The following is an 18,586-nucleotide window of genomic DNA, read 5'->3' on the forward strand; positions in this document are numbered from 1 at the left end:
AATATTTTACCTTGAATTAAATGCTAAAACCTATGACTTTTTTAAGGTTGTCGCTCTTTTGGCAATTCTGATCAAATTCCTAGGGGAATTATCCCGATTAACTGTTATTCGAGAAATCCGATATTTATTCGTATAGCGATTAATCCGCGTCATATTCCCATCATAGATATATCCCGTTAAATAATAGGGAGATAAAGATTTTTCCACTCTCCGGTTAACCTGTCCAAAGGGATAAGCAAAATGAGCAGCCACCCATTTATTCTTATCTAAATCTTCCATACAGGTTCTTAGATCAAGTTTAGCTTGTTCGAGTTCAAATTTTAAATCTTTCCCTTTGATTAGGGTTAATTGTTTATGGGTTTGACCATGGGACTGAATATCATAATATCCGCGTTTATAACCATCCCGTATTTCTGCACAACTTACATGGGGTAAAAAATCCTTTAACCTCACTCCCATTAAGCCCGGATTTAAAAACCAGACAATTTTGATTTTTTTGTTGTATTGTTTTTCTAAATCTTTTAAAATAGGTAAAACATTCTCGTGAACACCATAATAACCATCGTCAAAGGTAATCATTACAGGTTTATGTCCGATTTTTTCTGAAGGAATCGGCTTAGATTTTTCAATAAAATAGATAAATAAATCTTGAGTTGTTAAAAACCAATAGTTATTTTTAGCTAAATAATTAATAAAAGTATAGAAATCTTTTTTAAAATAATCATTCTCAAATTGGGCTCTTTTTTCAGGGCTTTGATCAATATTGGATTCGTCAATAATATCATGTAATCCAAAAATGGGGATTCTGATACTGGCGGTTCTGTAGGTAGCTCCCAAGGCGGGAACACTTAACAAAATCACACAAAGTAAGCCAATTAAAAAACTCCGCAAAATCCGATTTTTTTTTGCCATTTCTGTTTCAAAATAGGGAGGTATAACCAAAAATACACGAAGTGATTTTAAGTTGAACTGAATCCGATTTCTGTCCCCTTTCCGGCGTGAACCAGGGCTAATTTTTCATAGCATTTGGCGTGTTCAATTAAATCCGCCGCAGCTTCTGGGGACACATCTCGCAGACGTTTGGCGGGAACCCCCACAACCAGGGAAAACGGCGGCACATCTTTGGTGACAACCGAACCCGCCCCAATGATACTTCCGGTTCCCACCCTTACCCCGTCTAATACAACGGCTCCAATACCGATTAAACTGCCCCGTTCGATATGGGCCGAATGAATCACCGCCCGATGACCCACCGTAACATAATCTTCTAAAATGGTAACTTTCCCCGGATCACCGTGCAGAATTGCACCATCCTGTATATTAGTTTTGGCGCCAATGATAATTCGTTCCACATCCCCCCGAACCACCGCCCCATACCAAATGCTCGCCCCCACCCCAATTTCCACAAACCCCATAACGACGGCATTGGGGGCAACAAAAGCAGCCTGGGAGACATCAACATCGGGCCAGTAGGATTGATAATTCTGTAGAAATTGATCAGACATGGGTGTTAGATTCCCTCAAAAACAAACAAACTAGAATTCAAAGGAAGGGTTAAAATTCCTATAGCTATAATATAAGCCTTGGTCTAACACCATTTGAATGATGAATTCTGCCTTGCAGTACCCAATTTTCGGCCCTGAGATTAATTGTCCCCATTGCCGTCAGCCTATTCCTGCCCTCACGCTGACGGATACCTACTTGTGTTCCCGTCATGGGGCTTTTGAGTCTGACCCGAATACAGGGGAGTTGGTTCACCTGCAATCGGGCCGTCATTGGCGACTATGGCAGGGAGAGTGGTATCGACAACATACCCATCCTGATGGGATTCGGTTTGAAATCCATGAAGCCCTAGACCGACTCTATACCCAAGGCTATCGGGCTACCCGTGTGATTATTGCTAAACGTTATCAGGATTTAATTAGTAGCTATTTAGAACGGAGCACTCCCTGGCGCAATGCTACAGAGGGAACCGAACCAAAATTGTATGGTTTACCAGTGGAATTTAGTCCCGATGTTGGGGATGAACCCCGTTGGGATGTGATTAATTTTGATTTGGAAAAAGAGCAGGGTGCTCCTGTGCGTTATCCCTATTTTCGATTATTTGAGTAGGGGGAATTTTCATGCACCATGTCTCAATTCGCACCGCGAATATTCATCGAGCGATCGCCTTTTATGAAATTCTAGGATTTACGGTTTGTGAACGCTTCACCACCGGATATACTTTAGCCTGTTGGCTCGAAGGTTTAAATGGCAGGATCGAATTAATTGAAATTCCCCAACCCCAGCCCGCCCCCGATGCTTTTGGCGATGAACATTATGTCGGTTATTATCATATTTCTTTTGATCTAACCCATCAGGTTTCTGATCTAGTAAGTTGGTTAAATTATCTCAAAGATCAGTTTCATCAAGCTATTATAGAACAGCCTAATTTATTTCAACCCCTCAATATTTTATTAGAACCGATGCAACAAATGATCGGAGATCGGGTTTATGAAGTGATGTTTATTGCCGATTCAGATGGTTTACCCTTAGAATTTATTCGGAGTTTGTAGGAATGGGGAAATTCAACACCATAGCCTATCCAATTTCTTAATTTTTATATGAAAATAACATAGGATAAGCTATTAAAAAATCTGATTCAAAACTGAGTCCCGAGGTAAAAAGCAGTCCACTTAACGGTATATTAAAACTTTGTTACTGTGATTTCACGAGTGTTCCAATGCAATCCAAAACCATTCAGTTATTTCTCGCCGTTGGTTTAGCCACGACTTTAGGGGCCTGTGGTGCAGCCAATCAAGAAGAAGGTGCCAAACCAGTGGAAACCCCAGCGACTGCACCTGCACCCCAGGCTCCAGCTAATTCCGCTCCAGCAATAGCACCTCAAGCCCCGGCAACTCCTGTGTCATCCCCATCTTCAAGCAGTGACGAAGATGATAAAGACAAAGATAAAGACAAAAATGATAATAAGAAAGATGACGAAGGCGGAGAAGGCGGAGAGGGTTAATTAAAGATAGGGTAGAGATATTTTAGAGACTATCTCTCCCTTTCAGATTAATTCCCAGGGGGAAATTTTCCCTCCCGAACTTCGGTACAAAACTCCTGCACAGCCTGGGTAATAGTTTGTTGTAAATTAGTGTAGGTTTTGGCAAAGGGGGGTTGCCACGCGGATAACCCCAAAATATCAGAAGTTACCAAGACCTGGCCGTCGCAGCCTCCCCCCGCCCCGATACCAATGGTCGGAATCCCTAATTTTTGGGTGATATCTTCAGCTAAATCCGAGGGAATATGTTCTAAGACCACACTGAAGGCTCCAGCTTGCTCTAGGGCGATCGCTTCTGCAATAATTCGTTCAGCCTGATCCGATGTTTTTCCCTGTTTGCGATAACCGCCAAATTGATGCACCGATTGCGGGGTTAGTCCCACATGACCCATCACCGGAATTCCCACTTGGACTAACTGACCCACGGTATCTGCCATCGCCGGATATCCGCCCTCAAGTTTCACCCCTTGAGCACCCGTTTCTTTGAGAATTCGTCCGGCGGAATGAATCGCCTGTTGGGGACTTTCTTGATAAGTTAAAAAAGGTAAATCAACCACCAATAACGCCTGTTTTACCCCCCGTCGTACAGCCTTAGCATGATGAATTATTTCATCTAAGGTTAAGGGTAAAGTGGTATCGTAGCCTAACCCGACCATCGCCAGAGAATCGCCGACTAAAACAATATCAATTCCAGCTTGATCGAGCAATTGAGCGATCGCATATTCATAGGCTGTTAACACCGTAATCCGTCGGCCCTGTTGTTTCCATTGACTTAATTGTTGCGTTGTAACTGACATTTACTAATTTTGGATAATTTTATCAGATTGAATAGCGCGCCACTTGAGTTTAGAATGAAAGTAGAGTTGATCTGCCTCAATCTCAACTCCTCTGAACCTCCCACATCTTCCGCCTAATAAAGTTCAGACCACATCAATAATTGGCTCTTGGAGGGAGAAGTTCTGCCCCCAACCGTAGTCGTGAAAAAAACCTATAGGGGGAATTGTTATGAAAATTTTATTAGTAGAAGATGACCCACTCACCAGCACCACCTTATCGGAAATTTTACTCGCCCATCAATACACCGTAAATACCGTAACTGATGGACTGACAACTTTAGAAATGGCCGAAACCTTTCTCTATGACTTAATTCTATTAGATATTGGTATTCCTAAACTAGACGGAATCAGTGTTTGTAAACAGTTACGCAGCAAAGGATATCAAAATCCGATTCTACTCTTAACAGCGAGGGATAGCAGTACCGATCGGGTGATGGGATTGGATGCCGGAGCCGATGATTACGTCGTTAAACCCTTTGATATTAACGAATTAATGGCAAGAGTCCGGGCTCTATTACGCCGGGGAAAATCCGTTTCAACCGCGGTCATGACCTGGGAAAATCTGAGTTTTGATCCGATTAATAACGAGGTAAAATCAGGGGAGAGGCTGATACATCTTACTTCAAAAGAATACTGTTTACTGGAATTATTTTTGCTCAATCCTAAGCGAATTTTTAGCCGGAGGGCGATTTTAGATCGCCTATGGGATTTTGCCGAATCTCCAGGGGAAGAAACCGTTAGTACCCATATTAAATGTTTACGACAAAAACTCAAAGCCGCTGGTAGTGCAGACCCGGTTGAAACCGTTCATGGTTTGGGCTATCGTTTGCGATCGCCAGTTAGCCCATCTGCCTCTGATTCTACCGAGTCCCAGGCCATAACCAACCCCAGCAACTCTCGACAAGAAATTGCCCAAATTACCTCTAGGATTTGGGAGAACTTCAAAGATAAGGTGAAAGTCCAAATTGAGACTTTAGAACAGGTCGCCCCAGCCTTAATCCAAAGAAAACTGACTCCCCAACTCCAGCAACAAGCCAGAAACGAAGCCCATAAATTAGCGGGATCTCTAGGGATTTTTGGTCTGCGGGAAGGTTCACAAGTGGCCAGAGAACTGGAATATCTCCTCGAACAGCCCAAACTCGAGATTGGCCAAGCCCAGTTAATCTCAGATTTAGTCGTTAGTCTAAGTCTTGAAGCTAGTCGAGAAACCCTATTAACGCCCCTTTCTTCCCAACCCGTGGCCTATTCTCCCTTAATTTTAATCGTAGATGACGACCTGATGCTGGCAGAACGCATTCGGGTCGAAGCGATCGCCTGGGGATTACGAATTGAAATGGCTACCGATCTCCCCGTTGCCCGCAAAATGATCGCCCAGAATCCTCCCAACGTGATTCTACTGGATTTAACCTTTCCCAGTGTCCCCACCGAAGATGGTCTCACCCTATTAAAAGAACTCAGCCATAGGATTCCTCAAATTCCCGTGATTACCTTAACCGGAAGGCAAAGTTTAACGGATCGGGTCACCGTTGCCCGTTTGGGAGTGAAAGCATTTTTACAAAAGCCCTTACCCGCCTACGAAATTCTGAAAGCAATTACGGAGGTTTTATCCCAGTCTAGGTCAGTCCAAGGAAATCGAGTCTTAGTGGTCGATGATGATCCCAATCTCTTGACCTCGGTTTCTAACCTGTTAGAAACCAAGGGGTTAAGTGTAACCACTCTACAAAACTCGGAACAATTTTGGGAGGTGTTACTCGATTGTCGTCCCGATCTCCTAATTTTGGATTGGGAAATGTCGGGCTTCAATGGTTTAGATCTCTGTCAAGCGGTGCGAACTGATCAACGGTGGCGTCATCTGCCGATCATCTTTCTTTCTGTGCATACGGAGGAAAGCTCTATTATGCAGGCTTTTGCCGTGGGTGCTTCCGATTACCTCAGCAAAACCACAGCCCCAGAAACCCTAATTACTCAAGTTTTACGTCGTCTGCAACCTGTCTAATGGGGAATGGGGAATGGGGAATGGGGAATGGGGAATGGGGAATGGGAAATGGGTAATAGAAAGAGTTTACCTCCCCCTGCTCCCCCTGCTCCCCCTGCCTCCCCTGCCTCCCCTGCTCCCCCTGCTCCCCCTGCTCCCCCTGCTCCCCCTGCTCCCCCTGCCTCCCCATTCCCTGAATCTTTGTTACCTAAGTTTACAATTGCGAGAGTGTTAATTGATCAAATGATTAACTTTAATGGATTTCACTTGCAATTCATAAGGGGAATGTCTATTGTATATACAGAAGCCGAAAAGAGCTTCTCTGACAGATCAGCAAACGATGTTCAAACGGTAAAATCTCTATTAAAGGAGGCCCGAAACACGTTTTCTTGAACGTCCAGGTTAAGTGAAATTAGGAGGTTAACTAAACTGTTTCATCTAACGTCTGTCATCTTCGGCAGTAACTCTTTCTTTAGTTGCTGATATTTCCTCTAGTGAACCAAATGGGAGCAATGTAGCTTCGTTGTTAACAAGTATACAACTCCAAACTTACGGATTATAAATGAGGAAGTTCCTCAGTTTAACTAGGAGGTTAGTTACTCTGTTTAAGATCAATACAATCTGTCTTGTGGAATACGAACAACAGTACCTATCATTAAGTCCTTACACTTCCCCCAATCATGGCGAAGGGAGCAATGCAACTAGGCATTTGACCTTAGTAGCAACTCTACATCATCCAACATAGGAGAGGAAATCACTAGGGAAATGAGCTTTGGGTACTGTTGTTTTGAGTTGGAACAATTTTGTCGCCACGCTGCAATTGGCGGAATTCTTCTGAACATTGCCCATCCCCTTCTTACAATCAACCCACCCTAGGTTAAACCCAGAAGGCTTAACCTAGGGTGGTTTTGGGTTGGCTGGATATCTAGTCGATATTAAATTGGTTTCCCCGACGATATTGTTGGTACGCCGCAAAAAATAACCCTGATAGGGTAACGACAATTAAACCCAGAACAATTCCCGATAATAATGGTTCTACCACTGGATAACTCCTTGGTGTTAATTTGAGCAATCAATCTTTAATCATACCCTTAACCGTTGACGCTTCACTGTTGAGTGCTCTTGCTCTTAACCAGACAACGCTTTGACATCCGCCCCGCCGGACGGGGATTCCTCACCACGCCACCTTTTTAGGATGGTCGCTGAATGGGGTTGACGCTTCGCGCTTCGCGCAGGCTTCGCCAACGCAGACTGTTGCTACTTTAAAAGTAGTCTTACACTGTCTCCACGTCCGTTTTAAGTCTCGGAATGCCCTCCCGCGACCTGAGTTTAACCTCGTTCACTAAGTTAAACTTTTTGTTGAATTTGTTAATTAATGCGTTCAAGGATAAACTAGATAAAATGTAAAGATTCTTGTAGATCGGTCTCAAATTATTAGAAACACCTTGGATAACCAGCTTGCGATTACAGAAATTGATGTCCTGATGAAACGAGCCGCCATCACCACCCTGGCGTTGATGGTTTTGATTTTGGGTTGGATTTTTGTCCTTCCTAAGCTACAGGTTTCTGATCCCTATGTGGAGAATGTGCTATCCCTCAAGGGAGATTTTGTCCGAGGGCAGGCAATTTTTCTTTATAACTGTGCCGGGTGTCACGCTTGGCAAACCGATAGTCAAGTGGGGCCAAGTCTTCAGGATGTTTCTCAACGGAAATCAGAAGTGGGCATTATTCAGCAAGTCACCGGTGGTAATACCCCACCCATGCCCAAATTTCAACCCAGTCCCCAGGAAATGGCCGACCTGTTGAATTATTTGGAAACTCTTTGACATCCGCCCCGCCGTAAACGGACGGGGATTCCTCACCACGCCACCTTTTTAGGATGGTCGCTGAATGGGGATAACCTCAAAAAATCTCAAAAAGTCTTGATCAAAATTAGTAACTTTTGCTATAATCAGAAACGTTGCTGGTGTAGCTCAGTGGTAGAGCAGCTGATTTGTAATCAGCCGGTCGCAAGTTCAAATCTTGTCACCAGCTTTTGTGATATGTGACTCAATATATAATAATCTTTGAAATTCCGTTGTACAAAACCTTTGGGTTTTACTCCTGAAAAACTAGGATCAACCGAATCACAGCAAAAATGCACTCATTCACGATTTTATAAGGGAAACGCTCGAATGTTCAAACGAATTTTAGCAATGGCTTTAGTCTGTTTTAGCCTTAGCTTAACAGGCTGTATATCCGTTGGCGCGGGATTAAATAGTTTTGTGGATACCGCAGATGGCTATGAATTTATCTATCCTAACGGATGGACACAGGTGAGTGTCTCGAATGGCCCTGATACGGTACTACACGATATGATTGAACAAAGTGAAAATGTTAGTGTGGTAATCAATCCGGTTTCTAATCCGAATCAAAGCCTCGCCGAAATTGGCACTCCCACTGAGGTAGGATATACATTAAGTAAAAAAGCGATCGCTCCAGAAGGTTCAGGACGTACCGCAGAACTGATTAGTGCAGAATCTTTTGAAAAAGGATCGAATCTTTATTATTGGTTAGAATACGCGGTACAACTTCCGAATGAACAAAAACGGCATGATTTTGCTAGTGTTACGATTAGTCGCGGAAACCTATTTACATTAAATGTTTCCACTACTGAAAAACGTTGGGAAAAAGCTCAACAACTTTTAACACAAGTGGTGCAATCTTTTAAAGTTTATTAATTGAGTTTCATGAATCAGCCGAGTCGAATCACATTTATTTTAGCTTCTGCTTCCCCGGCGCGTAAACGGTTATTAGAAACTATTGGAATTCAGCCGATGATTCTCAAAAGTGATTTTGATGAATCTCAAATCGAAGATTCTAACCCGGTAGAATTAGTCCAAAAACTTGCCCAATGTAAAGCAGAAGTTATCAGTAAAAGATTAAGGAATCAACCTAAAAACGAGGGGGAAATTCTGTTGGTTTTGGGATGTGATTCGGTTTTGGCTGTTGAGGGAGAAATTTATGGCAAACCTGCTAATATAGAGGAAGCGATCGCCCGTTGGCAAACGATGCGGGGTCAAGTGGGACAACTCCATACGGGTCATGCTTTAATTAATGTTTCTACCGATCAAATATTAGTTAATTCCCAAACTACTAATGTCTATTTTTCTGATATCTCTGATAGTGAAATTAAAGCTTATGTTGATACTGGAGAACCCTTAAACTGTGCTGGATGTTTTGCGATTGAAGGGAAGGGGGGTTTATTTATTGAAAAGTTAGAAGGATGTCATACCAATGTCATAGGATTAAGTTTACCTTTATTAAGAAAAATGATCCAAGAATTGGGATATAATATCACCAACTTCTGGTAGGGTTCGGTCATCAATACGCCCGCACCACAATGTTAAAAAAAGCCACCACAAAGACACTAAAACACTAAAAGGCCGATCGCCCTTGTGTAGTGGGCGATCGCTATTTAACCTATTGTCGCGCCATCATGATCTTCAAACGATCTTCGGGTTTAATGAAATGGTCGTGGTTATCCGTACCGACGTCGATCTGTACCCAAGCAATTTTTCCGGTGAAGCGACTACTTTTTAGATTGTAGTCGGGAGTTACGGGTGTACCCGACTCGTAGCCCACATCGGTGGTCTTGTCTGCCGAAAAGATAAATGCTTGAGTTTGTTCCACACGACCCGAACCCACTTGTTGGCCGTCGTAGTAGAGTGTGACGTTGCCACCCTTACCCAAACCGCCACCATCGTAGGCAAACTCCATTCGCACTTGATGTTTCCCCGTTGAGATTGGCTGTTGGGCTTCGGTAACATAACGATTGATACCCAGGACATTATAGACAAACTTGGCTTTCCCTTCATGGGCATAGACGCTCCAACCCCCGAACCGACCGCCTTGGGCAATAATCACACCTTCTGCTCCCTCTGGGGGAATTTCCAGTTGCGATGTCACGGAGAAGGATTTGTTCTTGATATTGACAACGCTGTTTTCCGAAAGTCGTCCCATACCCGCAAAGAACAACTGCGAGTTCCCCTGAATCAAAGTCGGCCGGCCCGCTATTTCAGGATCAATCCGTTCCACCTGGCGATCATCCAATGGTAGAACATTATATTTAACCGCCTCAATCAGAAATTGACGTTGTAATTCGTGCAATTTCTCTGGCATCTCTTTGGAGAGGTCATGGGCCTGTGTCCAGTCCTTGCTACCGTCGTAAAGTTCCCAAACATCATCATCAAAGGGCAACATCTGTTGACCAGTCATCACCCAGGGGGTGCGGTGCTTGGTAACAGCACTCCAACCTTTGTAGTAGATGCCCCGGTTGCCAAACATCTCAAAATACTGCACCTCATGACGTTCTGGAGCCTGGGCATCATTGAAGCTATACACCATGCTTGTCCCTTCATAGGGGCTTTGCAGCACCCCATTGACCATGGTTGGCTCAGGAATGCCTACCATCTCCAAAATCGTCGGAGCCAGATCAATCACATGGGTGAACTGGTTGCGGATACCGCCTTTTTCCTGGATTGTCTTGGGATAGCGGACAATTGTGCCGTTGCGAGTCCCGCCCCAGTGGGATGCCACCTGTTTCGTCCATTGATAGGGGGCATCCATCGCCCAAGCCCAAGCCACCGCATAGTGGTTATAGGACTCAGGAGAACCAAATTCGTCCAGCTTAGACAACAGGAATTCCGGTGTCTCCAGGGCAGCCAGACCGTTGAAGTTCGCCATTTCGTTGAAGGCGCCATGAATTGTCCCTTCGGCGGAGGCCCCGTTATCGCCAATAATCACATAGACGAGGGTATCATCGAGGATTTCTAACTCCTCCAGGGTCTCGATCAACCGCCCGACTTGGTGGTCGGTGTGTTCCAGAAACGCTGCATAAACCTCCATTTGCCGTTCTAACACGGTCTTAAATTCGGGGCTCATGTCATCCCAGGCGGGTATTTCCTGATGACGGGGTGTTAGCTCCGCATCGGGGGAAATCACCCCTAGTTGCTTCTGTTGGGCAAAGGTAATTTCTCGTTGCCGATCCCAGCCGTGGGCAAACTTGCCTTTGTACTTCTCGATCCATTCCTTGGGAACGTGATGGGGGGCATGGGTGGCACCGGGGGCAAAGTACATGAAGAAGGGCTTATCGGGCATCAGGGCCTTCTGTTGGCTAACCCAGGAGATGGCTTTATCCCCTAAGTCTTCCGTCAGGTGGTAGCCTTCTTCGGGGGTCTTGGGTGGCTCAATGGGAATTGTCCCTTCATACAGGGCTGGCTCCCACTGATTATTTTCCCCACCAATAAAGCCGTAGAAATACTCAAACCCGCCACCGCCTGTGGGCCAAGCGTCGAAGGGCCCCATGGGGGAGGTTTGCCAGACCGGAACTTCGTGGCACTTGCCTAAATAAGCCGTCGAGTAGCCATTCAACTTCAGTGTTTCTGCTAGGGGGGCTTTGGTATTGGGACGCACGGAGCTATAGCCGGGGGCAGCCGTGGCGGTTTCAGTGATATTGCCCATGCCCACGGAATGATGATTCCGTCCGGTGAGTAATGCTTGTCGGGTGGGCGCGCAGAGGGCGGTGGTGTGAAAGCGGGTGTATTTTAGTCCCTGGGATGCTAATTTCTCGAAGTTTGGGGTGTTGCAGGGGCCACCAAAGGCACTGGACGCACCAAAACCCACATCATCAAGCAGAACAATCAGGACATTGGGCGCACCTGCGGGCGGGCGCAGATCTCGAATCGGTGGATATTTGGTGTCTGGATCTTTGGCATCGTAAGTGGTTGTCCCGATCTGAGGGCGGTCAGGAATCGGGAGAATTTGGCGTTGAATTGGATCGTTTGCTGTCATTATTAATAGGTTTTTCTAAACTTTTCTAAGTCTATCTAAAATAATCGATAAACGGAAGTTGTCACCAGGGGCAAAGTAGATACCAAGTCTTTGTTTAAATGCCAGTATGCTAATTCTCGTCCCGCGTTACTAAATATAAATTAAAAATATTCGTCATTTATTTTATGACCAAATTGGTGTTTTTTAGAAGTAAATACCTAACCCGGCGATTAGAAATCGCGTCTACACAGACAAAACCCACCTTCGTGGGTTAAGAACCTTAATTTTGCGTTAGTCCACGAAGGTGGACTTGGTTTGTGTAGTAGCGAATTATATTCGCCGAATACTTTTCTTTTATTTCAATTATTCTTTATTATGGGGTTGACCGAGTTAAGAAATGGTGCTTAAACCCTACGGGGTTGGGTTAAGTGAATAAGCAGGAAAGGGGAAAGATTAAATATTCTAGGAAAAACAGTTTCCAAATAAATTGATAAAATCTGCTAATGGATTGTTTATCACTTAAATCGACTCGGAAACTTCCCCACCATAATACTGTTAATAAGACTAAATGACTTAATCCTAAAAATATGGGATTTATCGAATATCTTAATAGAAAACTGCCAAAAATCATGCCTAAATAACAAATAGTCAATATCCATCGAGATAAATTAAATACTGTTACAGTTCCTAATTTAATGGTTAGGGTGTTAATCTGGAATTGGCGATCGCCTTCTAAATCAGGAATATCTTTAAAAATTGCGATCGCAACGGTAAACACCAAAATAAATAATGTTAACGCCCAAACCGCAGGGGGAATTATCGGAATTGATGATATTGATTTTGCTGATAAAATCCAACTTAGGTGTAAATATAACCCTAAATTAACAATAATTCCTCGGACTGTAAAAATACAAAATGCCGCCCAAAAATGGAACCGTTTTAAGCGAATGGGCGGTAGGGAGTAAGCCGTCCCCAATAGCAAACTAATCGTTACCATTCCCAATAAATAATGGCCTTGAAACGCTGCAATGCTTAACGCCGAAATTCCGGTTATTCCTATAATTAGTTGAGCTTGGAAACGGGAATATTCCCCCGATGCTAAGGGTAAATTAGGTTTATTAATCTGGTCGATTTCAATATCTTCAAGTTGATTTAATCCGACAATATAAATATTACCACAAATACAAGCTAACCAACTCCAACATAAAGCCAGGAAACTGAAATTAAAACCAGGAAATTGCCTAAACTCACTAATAGCAATTAAATACATCCCCAACACGCTTAAAGTTGTACCAATAATTGTATGGGGACGGGAAAATTTCCAAAAAGAGTATAACCCTGGAAATTTTTTTTCAATCAAATTAGGGGAAGAAATCATCACAGAGGGAGAAGAAGTTTTAGTCATATTTTCAGAAATTTCCGGGTAGGGGCGAGGCGCGCCTCGCCCCTACGATGAATTGAATTTTGATCCTTATGTACAAATGATTTAGACTCGCTATATCTCTCAAATGCTATCCTATTTTATGCTAGTTTCTCCTCCCTAATTCCATTAAGATTATTTGGGTGATTCTAAGCGCCAACCAGGTTTAATTACTTGACGTTCCCGGGCAATAGCTAAACTATCATCGGGGACATCATCCGTAATAATAGAACCTGCCGCCACAGTAACATCATTTCCCAGGGTTAGAGGGGCCACTAAAACACTATTTGATCCGGTTTTAGTCCGATCTCCGATTGTTGTTCGGTGCTTTTTCACCCCATCATAATTAGCGGTAATTGTTCCCGCCCCAATATTAACCTTATCTCCTAATGTGGCATCTCCTATATAAGATAAATGGGCAACATTAGTCCGATTTCCCACTTCAGTATTTTTCAATTCTACAAAGTTGCCAACCCGACATTGTTCTCCCACCTTTGCATGACCCCTTAAATGGGCATAGGGCCCAATGCGGGTTCCGTCGGCAACAACACTATCGGAAACGACGGAAAACTGCACAGTGACATTTTTTCCAATCTGACTGTTTTCAATTAAACTTCCTGGGCCAATTCGACTTCCAGTTTGAATAATCGTGTTTCCCCTTAAGTGAGTTTGGGGTTCAATAATCACATCGGGTTCTAACTTGACTGTATCATCAATCGTGACACTATCGGGGTCAATAATTGTTACCCCCGCCGCCATCCAATCAGTTTTTACCCAATTTTGTAAAACCTTATAGGAATTAGCTAGATCTTTGCGACTATTAACCCCTAAAATTTCTCGATAATCTTCAACATCCACCGCCATCACTTTATCCAAATGATGCACCGTATCGGTGAGATAATATTCCTGTTGATCATTATCGGCTTTTAGGTCGGGTAAAATTTTCGCTAACTGTGGCCAATTAAAACAATAAACCCCGGCATTAATTCGATGATTTTGCCTTTGAGCATCGGTACAATCTCGATGTTCAATAATTTGATTAACTAAATTTTGACTATCACAAAATACCCTACCATATCCCGTAGGATTAGGTAAATGGGCTGCTAATAAAGTCGCCCCGTTGCCATTTTCTTTGTGGATTTTAATTAACTGTTCCAAAGTGTCAGGACGTAATAACGGAACATCCCCATTTAAAACCAGTAAATCCTCGGTAAAGTCTTTTAAATAGGGAAGTAATTGTTGAATTGCATGACCTGTCCCTAATTGTTCAGTTTGTTCAACAAATTCTAAAGCTGGTTGCGTATCCGTTTGTTGAAGACTGTCACAAACTAAATCAGCGCCATAGCCCACAATCACTAATCTACGGGAAGATTGCAATCGAACACAACTTTCTAAAACCCGTTGAACTAAAGTGCGTCCTCCCAACTGATGCAGAACCTTGGGAAGATCAGATTTCATGCGAGTTCCGCGTCCCGCCGCTAAAATTGCTACCGCTACCATTTAATGTCCGGGTGTCAATTGTAAGTAACAGACACGATCATCGCATCCTCAACTATCTTTTCACAAGATGGACTCACTGCGCCATCGTTTCTTCCAATGGGAGGTGGGTTCAAGGGTGCAGGTGTCTTGTTCAGCTTGACGTCGCAGGATAATCTTTTCCGCCGTATCAGATAAACTGGGATCTCGATAGGGGACGGCGGCGCGGGTTTTGAGGTGTTCTTGTTCTTTGGGAGACAGGGGAGGTAAACCCCTGGGGTCAAAACTGGCTATTGTCCCGGGTGTACGTCGCCCCACCGGAGAGGTAGAAGCAATTTGTAGCCCCGCTTGGATTAAAGCACTTCTGGCCGTCGCTGAACAGGAATAGGTGGCTAAATCTCCCTGGGGTTTGAGACATTGGCCAACTAGGGTTAAAAATTCTACTGTCCACAGTTGGGGACAATGGGCGGGAGAAAAGGGGTCAAGGAAAATTGCATCGGCTTTAAACCCAGAATTGTAAACGGTTTGAATTGTATTTCTAGCATCGCCAATCATTAAATTAGCGTTGAATAATTCGGTTTTTAGATAATGATTTTGGGCTAGTTCTTTTAGGATTTCTTGGATATAATCAGGATAGGCATTAAGTAAATTATATTCTAAGGTTACTTGGGGAATTCGTTGATCAAATTCCAAGCCAATCCATTCTATTTTACAATTAGGATTAACTTCCCAAATCGCGGTTAATGCTGCTGCTGTATTATAACCTAAACCATAACAAATATCAAGTAAAAATAGGGGGGATATTTTAGATTTTTTTCTTAGTTGTAAGGGTTCTACAAATTTGCGTTCTGCTTCCTGTTTTGCCCCAAAATGACTATGAAATAATTCTCCAAATTCCGAGGAGAAAAAGGTAAAGGAACCATCGGCGGTTAATTGGGGCGTTAATGCTTCATTTTCGATCATCTTTCCTCATTTGTAGGGTGTGTAAGCTGCTCGCACGCACCATCTAACTAATAACGAAACCGGGTTTGTTGTTCGATCAAGTTATAACTTGAAATTCAACATCTTCATAAAGATCAGTCATCGGACAACGAAAATCCAGACTCCCTAAATCAATTTCTGGTTCTGATATATAAGGATATAAAACCCATAATCCCTCGGAATTTTTTCTAAAACATTCTACACTAATTCGATCTTGAGCAATTAAAACATATTCTTCTAAGGTTTCTAACTGTCGATAATCTTCAAATTTTTTACCTCGATCAAATCCTTCTGTTCCAGGAGAAATAACTTCAACAATTAATTTAGGATATCGTTTAAAATATTGAAATTCTTTATCTCTAGGATCACAGGTGACAATCACATCGGGATAGTAATATATATCTAAAACTTCAATATCAGCTTTCATATCCGCCATATAAACCCGACATCCTTTTCCTCTTAAATGGTTTCTTAAGGTAGATGCAATATTGAGGGAAATGGTAATATGGGCATCACTCGCCCCCGCCATAGCATAAACTTCTCCTTGAATATATTCATGCTTAACCAGACTATTTTTTTCCCCTTCGAGGTACTGTTCACGGGTAATATAGGGTTGGGGATTGGCAATCATAACGATTCTCCTAATTTATGTAAAAAATCTTAAATCAATTCTATTCACGAATCAGATATGATAATTATAGAATAAATTCTACCTCCTAAGTAGTAAGCCCTTCAGGGCTGACATTTTATTGTAAATAAACTTTACGGTAAATATTGCCATGATTCAACCTCAACTGATTGTTTCCCCCGCATGGTTAGCAGAACATCTCGAAGATCCTAATATTGTGATTGTAGACTGTCGGTTTTCCTTAGCCAATCCCCAACTCGGACAACAACAATATCAAGAAAGTCATATTCCCGGAGCATTTTATTTAGATTTAGACCAAGATTTATCAAGTCAGATTCAAAAACACGGCGGACGTCATCCCCTACCAAATCCAGAAAAATTATCTAAAAAATTATCAGAAATTGGCATAACTTCTGAACAGACTTTGGTTGTCGCTTATGATGATTCTCGGTTAGCTTTTGCTTCTCGTTTATGGTGGTTATTGCGTTATTTTGGGCATAAAAAAATTGCTTTATTAGATGGTGGTTTTAGCCAATGGAAAAATTCAAACTATCCGATTAGTTCTAATATTCCTACTACAAAATTAGGACAATTTACGCCAGAAATTCAGTCAGAAATGCTGGTTAATATTGAAACAGTAAAAGCTCGAAAAGATTTACCCGGAGTTGTGCTAATAGACTCCAGAGAACCGGAACGCTATTTAGGAAAAACCGAGCCCATTGATCCCATTGCCGGGTGTATTCCGGGAGCGGTAAATTATCCTTGGCAAGAGGTGACAGAAACCACAGGTTTTGTTAAAATAAACGAACAATCCCAACGCTGGGAAAATATTAAGGACTCAGAAGAAATAATCGTTTATTGTGGTTCGGGAGTCACCGCCTGTGTGAATTTATTTTCCTTAGAATTAGCGGGAATTGATCAAGCTAAATTATATGGGGGAAGTTGGAGTGATTGGTGTTCCTATTTGATAGAAGAACAAAAATCATAAATTAATTATATTATGGGAATATAATAATCCTAAATGACTTGTAATCATTTAAGATATCCCTGAAATCACTAAAAGTCCATTCCCCATTCCCCATTCCCCATTCCCTATTCAGAATTAACTATTATGCAAACCCTAGAAAAACCCACCCCATCTTTCCTTGATACTCCCTTAATTATTGCGGGAAAAACCTTTAAATCTCGGTTAATGACCGGAACTGGAAAATATCGTAACCTCCAAGAAATGCAGTACAGTATTGAGGCAAGTGGTTGTTCGATTGTCACCGTCGCCGTTAGACGAGTCCAAACCCAAGCCCAGGGACATGAAGGGTTAGCCGAAGCAATTGATTGGAGCAAAATTTGGATGTTACCAAATACCGCCGGATGTCAAACCGCAGAAGAAGCAATTCGGGTAGCTAGACTTGGACGGGAAATGGCAAAATTATTAGGACAGGAAGACAATAATTTTGTCAAATTAGAAGTAATTCCTGATAGTAAATATTTACTTCCTGACCCGATTGGCACCTTAGAAGCGGCGGAACAATTAGTTAAAGAAGGCTTTGCCGTATTACCCTATATTAACGCCGATCCTCTGCTGGCGAAACGTTTAGAGGACGTTGGCTGTGTGACAGTAATGCCCTTAGGGTCTCCCATCGGCTCAGGACAAGGGATTAGAAACGCTGCCAATATTGCCATCATTATTGATAATGCCACGGTTCCCGTCGTTGTAGATGCCGGAATCGGTACGCCCAGTGAAGCTGCTTTGGCAATGGAAATGGGGGCGGATGCGTTATTAATTAATTCGGCGATCGCCTTGGCCCAAAATTCAACCGCCATGGCCAGAGCCATGGGAATGGCCACCGAAGCCGGACGTCTAGCCTATCTCGCTGGACGGATTCCGGTCAAAAGCTACGCCCAAGCATCTTCCCCCCTAACTGGGACAATCACCAGTTAAATTGTCAATCCTGAAATTATTAAGTTTTTCCATGGAGTGTAAATTTTTGTTAAATTTTTGTTATTCTTGATCCCAGATAGTAACTTATGGATTTTTCATCATGCCTTATATCAATGAAGAAGGTGGACGTCTAAATAACTTCGCAGTGGAACCGAAAGTTTATACAGCTGAACCCCCTACCAATTCACAAAAGCGGAATTATATTATTGGTGGTATTGCTGGGATTGCCCTGGTAGGGGGTTTATTAGTCCTTGCCTTCACCGTATCCTAAAATATCGATCATTCAGTCCGGGCGGGTTTTGGGTATTTTGGGGTTTGTTAATCGTAAAAAACCCGCCTTATTTGGATAAAACCACAAAGACACTGAAGACACAACGAATAGAAATAGGGGTGAAAAACTCGCCTCTCTCCTGAACCTGAACCGCTAGATGGAAGAAGATAATTAGATATTCTAGGTGATGGTTTAAGGGTTGATAA

General features: G+C 42.8%; 19 protein-coding genes and 1 tRNA gene. 11 read left to right on the forward strand and 9 right to left on the reverse strand.

From position 1 onward, the window contains the following. Positions 1-30 precede the first annotated feature (30 nt). Positions 31-912: a polysaccharide deacetylase family protein gene (locus AC2D3N_RS23350; protein WP_079680331.1), complete on the reverse strand. Its 882-nt coding sequence runs from the start codon at positions 910-912 to the stop codon at positions 31-33. A gap of 47 nt (positions 913-959) precedes the next feature. After that, complete coding sequence (locus AC2D3N_RS23355) at positions 960-1,505, reverse strand: gamma carbonic anhydrase family protein (RefSeq protein WP_484692310.1); 546 nt, start codon at positions 1,503-1,505, stop codon at positions 960-962. 97 nt (positions 1,506-1,602) lie between these two features. Between AC2D3N_RS23355 and AC2D3N_RS23360 the strand changes: the two genes are divergently transcribed. The 3 genes from AC2D3N_RS23360 (at position 1,603) to AC2D3N_RS23370 (ending at position 3,007) form a co-directional block, all read left to right on the forward strand. After that, positions 1,603-2,112, forward strand: a complete 510-nt coding sequence (locus AC2D3N_RS23360; protein ID WP_079680234.1) for a TIGR02652 family protein — start codon at positions 1,603-1,605, stop codon at positions 2,110-2,112. Between the two features lie 11 nt (positions 2,113-2,123). After that, complete coding sequence (locus AC2D3N_RS23365; RefSeq protein ID WP_079680233.1) at positions 2,124-2,555, forward strand: VOC family protein; 432 nt, start codon at positions 2,124-2,126, stop codon at positions 2,553-2,555. A gap of 167 nt (positions 2,556-2,722) precedes the next feature. After that, a complete protein-coding gene (locus tag AC2D3N_RS23370) occupies positions 2,723-3,007 on the forward strand; it encodes a hypothetical protein (protein ID WP_484692311.1) in 285 nt (94 codons plus the stop codon). A gap of 47 nt (positions 3,008-3,054) precedes the next feature. Here AC2D3N_RS23370 and panB read toward each other — a convergent pair whose 3' ends face one another. Beyond that, positions 3,055-3,840, reverse strand: coding sequence for a 3-methyl-2-oxobutanoate hydroxymethyltransferase (gene panB / locus AC2D3N_RS23375; protein ID WP_079680232.1), 786 nt, complete (start codon positions 3,838-3,840; stop codon positions 3,055-3,057). Between the two features lie 208 nt (positions 3,841-4,048). Between panB and AC2D3N_RS23380 the strand changes: the two genes are divergently transcribed. Continuing rightward, positions 4,049-5,875 (forward strand): response regulator, encoded by a 1,827-nt coding sequence (locus AC2D3N_RS23380; protein WP_079680231.1) that lies wholly within the window; start codon positions 4,049-4,051, stop codon positions 5,873-5,875. A gap of 904 nt (positions 5,876-6,779) precedes the next feature. On the opposite strand, the gene petG is transcribed toward AC2D3N_RS23380, so the two are convergent. Then, the gene (gene petG, locus AC2D3N_RS23385) at positions 6,780-6,896 is read right to left on the reverse strand and encodes a cytochrome b6-f complex subunit V (protein ID WP_079680230.1); all 117 of its coding nucleotides are present in this window, start codon (positions 6,894-6,896) and stop codon (positions 6,780-6,782) included. A 403-nt stretch (positions 6,897-7,299) separates the two neighbouring features. On the opposite strand from petG, the gene AC2D3N_RS23390 reads away from it, so the two are divergent. The 4 genes from AC2D3N_RS23390 to AC2D3N_RS23405 all read left to right on the forward strand — a co-directional run bounded on the left by AC2D3N_RS23390 (position 7,300) and on the right by AC2D3N_RS23405 (position 9,207). After that, a complete protein-coding gene (locus AC2D3N_RS23390) occupies positions 7,300-7,680 on the forward strand; it encodes a c-type cytochrome (RefSeq protein ID WP_079680229.1) in 381 nt (126 codons plus the stop codon). Between the two features lie 136 nt (positions 7,681-7,816). After that, positions 7,817-7,888: transfer RNA gene (locus tag AC2D3N_RS23395), tRNA-Thr, on the forward strand. Positions 7,889-8,028: 140 nt separating this feature from the next. Further along, the gene (gene psbP / locus AC2D3N_RS23400; protein WP_484692312.1) at positions 8,029-8,574 is read left to right on the forward strand and encodes a photosystem II reaction center PsbP; all 546 of its coding nucleotides are present in this window, start codon (positions 8,029-8,031) and stop codon (positions 8,572-8,574) included. 9 nt (positions 8,575-8,583) lie between these two features. Beyond that, complete coding sequence (locus tag AC2D3N_RS23405; protein ID WP_484692313.1) at positions 8,584-9,207, forward strand: Maf family protein; 624 nt, start codon at positions 8,584-8,586, stop codon at positions 9,205-9,207. A 109-nt stretch (positions 9,208-9,316) separates the two neighbouring features. Here the strand turns inward: AC2D3N_RS23405 and AC2D3N_RS23410 are convergent, their stop codons facing one another. The 5 genes from AC2D3N_RS23410 to AC2D3N_RS23430 form a co-directional block, all read right to left on the reverse strand. Then, the gene (locus AC2D3N_RS23410; RefSeq protein ID WP_484692314.1) at positions 9,317-11,686 is read right to left on the reverse strand and encodes an arylsulfatase; all 2,370 of its coding nucleotides are present in this window, start codon (positions 11,684-11,686) and stop codon (positions 9,317-9,319) included. 403 nt (positions 11,687-12,089) lie between these two features. After that, entirely contained in the window at positions 12,090-13,070 is a 981-nt protein-coding gene (locus tag AC2D3N_RS23415; protein WP_484692315.1) for a homogentisate phytyltransferase, read from the reverse strand. Positions 13,071-13,220: 150 nt separating this feature from the next. Further along, entirely contained in the window at positions 13,221-14,585 is a 1,365-nt protein-coding gene (gene glmU / locus AC2D3N_RS23420) for a bifunctional UDP-N-acetylglucosamine diphosphorylase/glucosamine-1-phosphate N-acetyltransferase GlmU (protein WP_484692316.1), read from the reverse strand. A 60-nt stretch (positions 14,586-14,645) separates the two neighbouring features. Next, the gene (locus AC2D3N_RS23425) at positions 14,646-15,524 is read right to left on the reverse strand and encodes a tRNA (5-methylaminomethyl-2-thiouridine)(34)-methyltransferase MnmD (protein ID WP_484692317.1); all 879 of its coding nucleotides are present in this window, start codon (positions 15,522-15,524) and stop codon (positions 14,646-14,648) included. 76 nt (positions 15,525-15,600) lie between these two features. Next, a complete protein-coding gene (locus AC2D3N_RS23430) occupies positions 15,601-16,173 on the reverse strand; it encodes a Uma2 family endonuclease (protein WP_484692318.1) in 573 nt (190 codons plus the stop codon). Between the two features lie 148 nt (positions 16,174-16,321). Between AC2D3N_RS23430 and AC2D3N_RS23435 the strand changes: the two genes are divergently transcribed. The 3 genes from AC2D3N_RS23435 to psb34 all read left to right on the forward strand — a co-directional run bounded on the left by AC2D3N_RS23435 (position 16,322) and on the right by psb34 (position 18,380). After that, positions 16,322-17,158 (forward strand): sulfurtransferase, encoded by an 837-nt coding sequence (locus AC2D3N_RS23435; RefSeq protein ID WP_079680214.1) that lies wholly within the window; start codon positions 16,322-16,324, stop codon positions 17,156-17,158. 123 nt (positions 17,159-17,281) lie between these two features. Next, positions 17,282-18,109 (forward strand): thiazole synthase, encoded by an 828-nt coding sequence (locus AC2D3N_RS23440; RefSeq protein WP_079680213.1) that lies wholly within the window; start codon positions 17,282-17,284, stop codon positions 18,107-18,109. A gap of 100 nt (positions 18,110-18,209) precedes the next feature. Next, positions 18,210-18,380: a photosystem II assembly protein Psb34 gene (gene psb34, locus AC2D3N_RS23445; RefSeq protein ID WP_144017809.1), complete on the forward strand. Its 171-nt coding sequence runs from the start codon at positions 18,210-18,212 to the stop codon at positions 18,378-18,380. Positions 18,381-18,586 lie beyond the last annotated feature (206 nt).

The organism is Planktothrix sp. PLAVEN19ND (assembly GCF_057220675.1).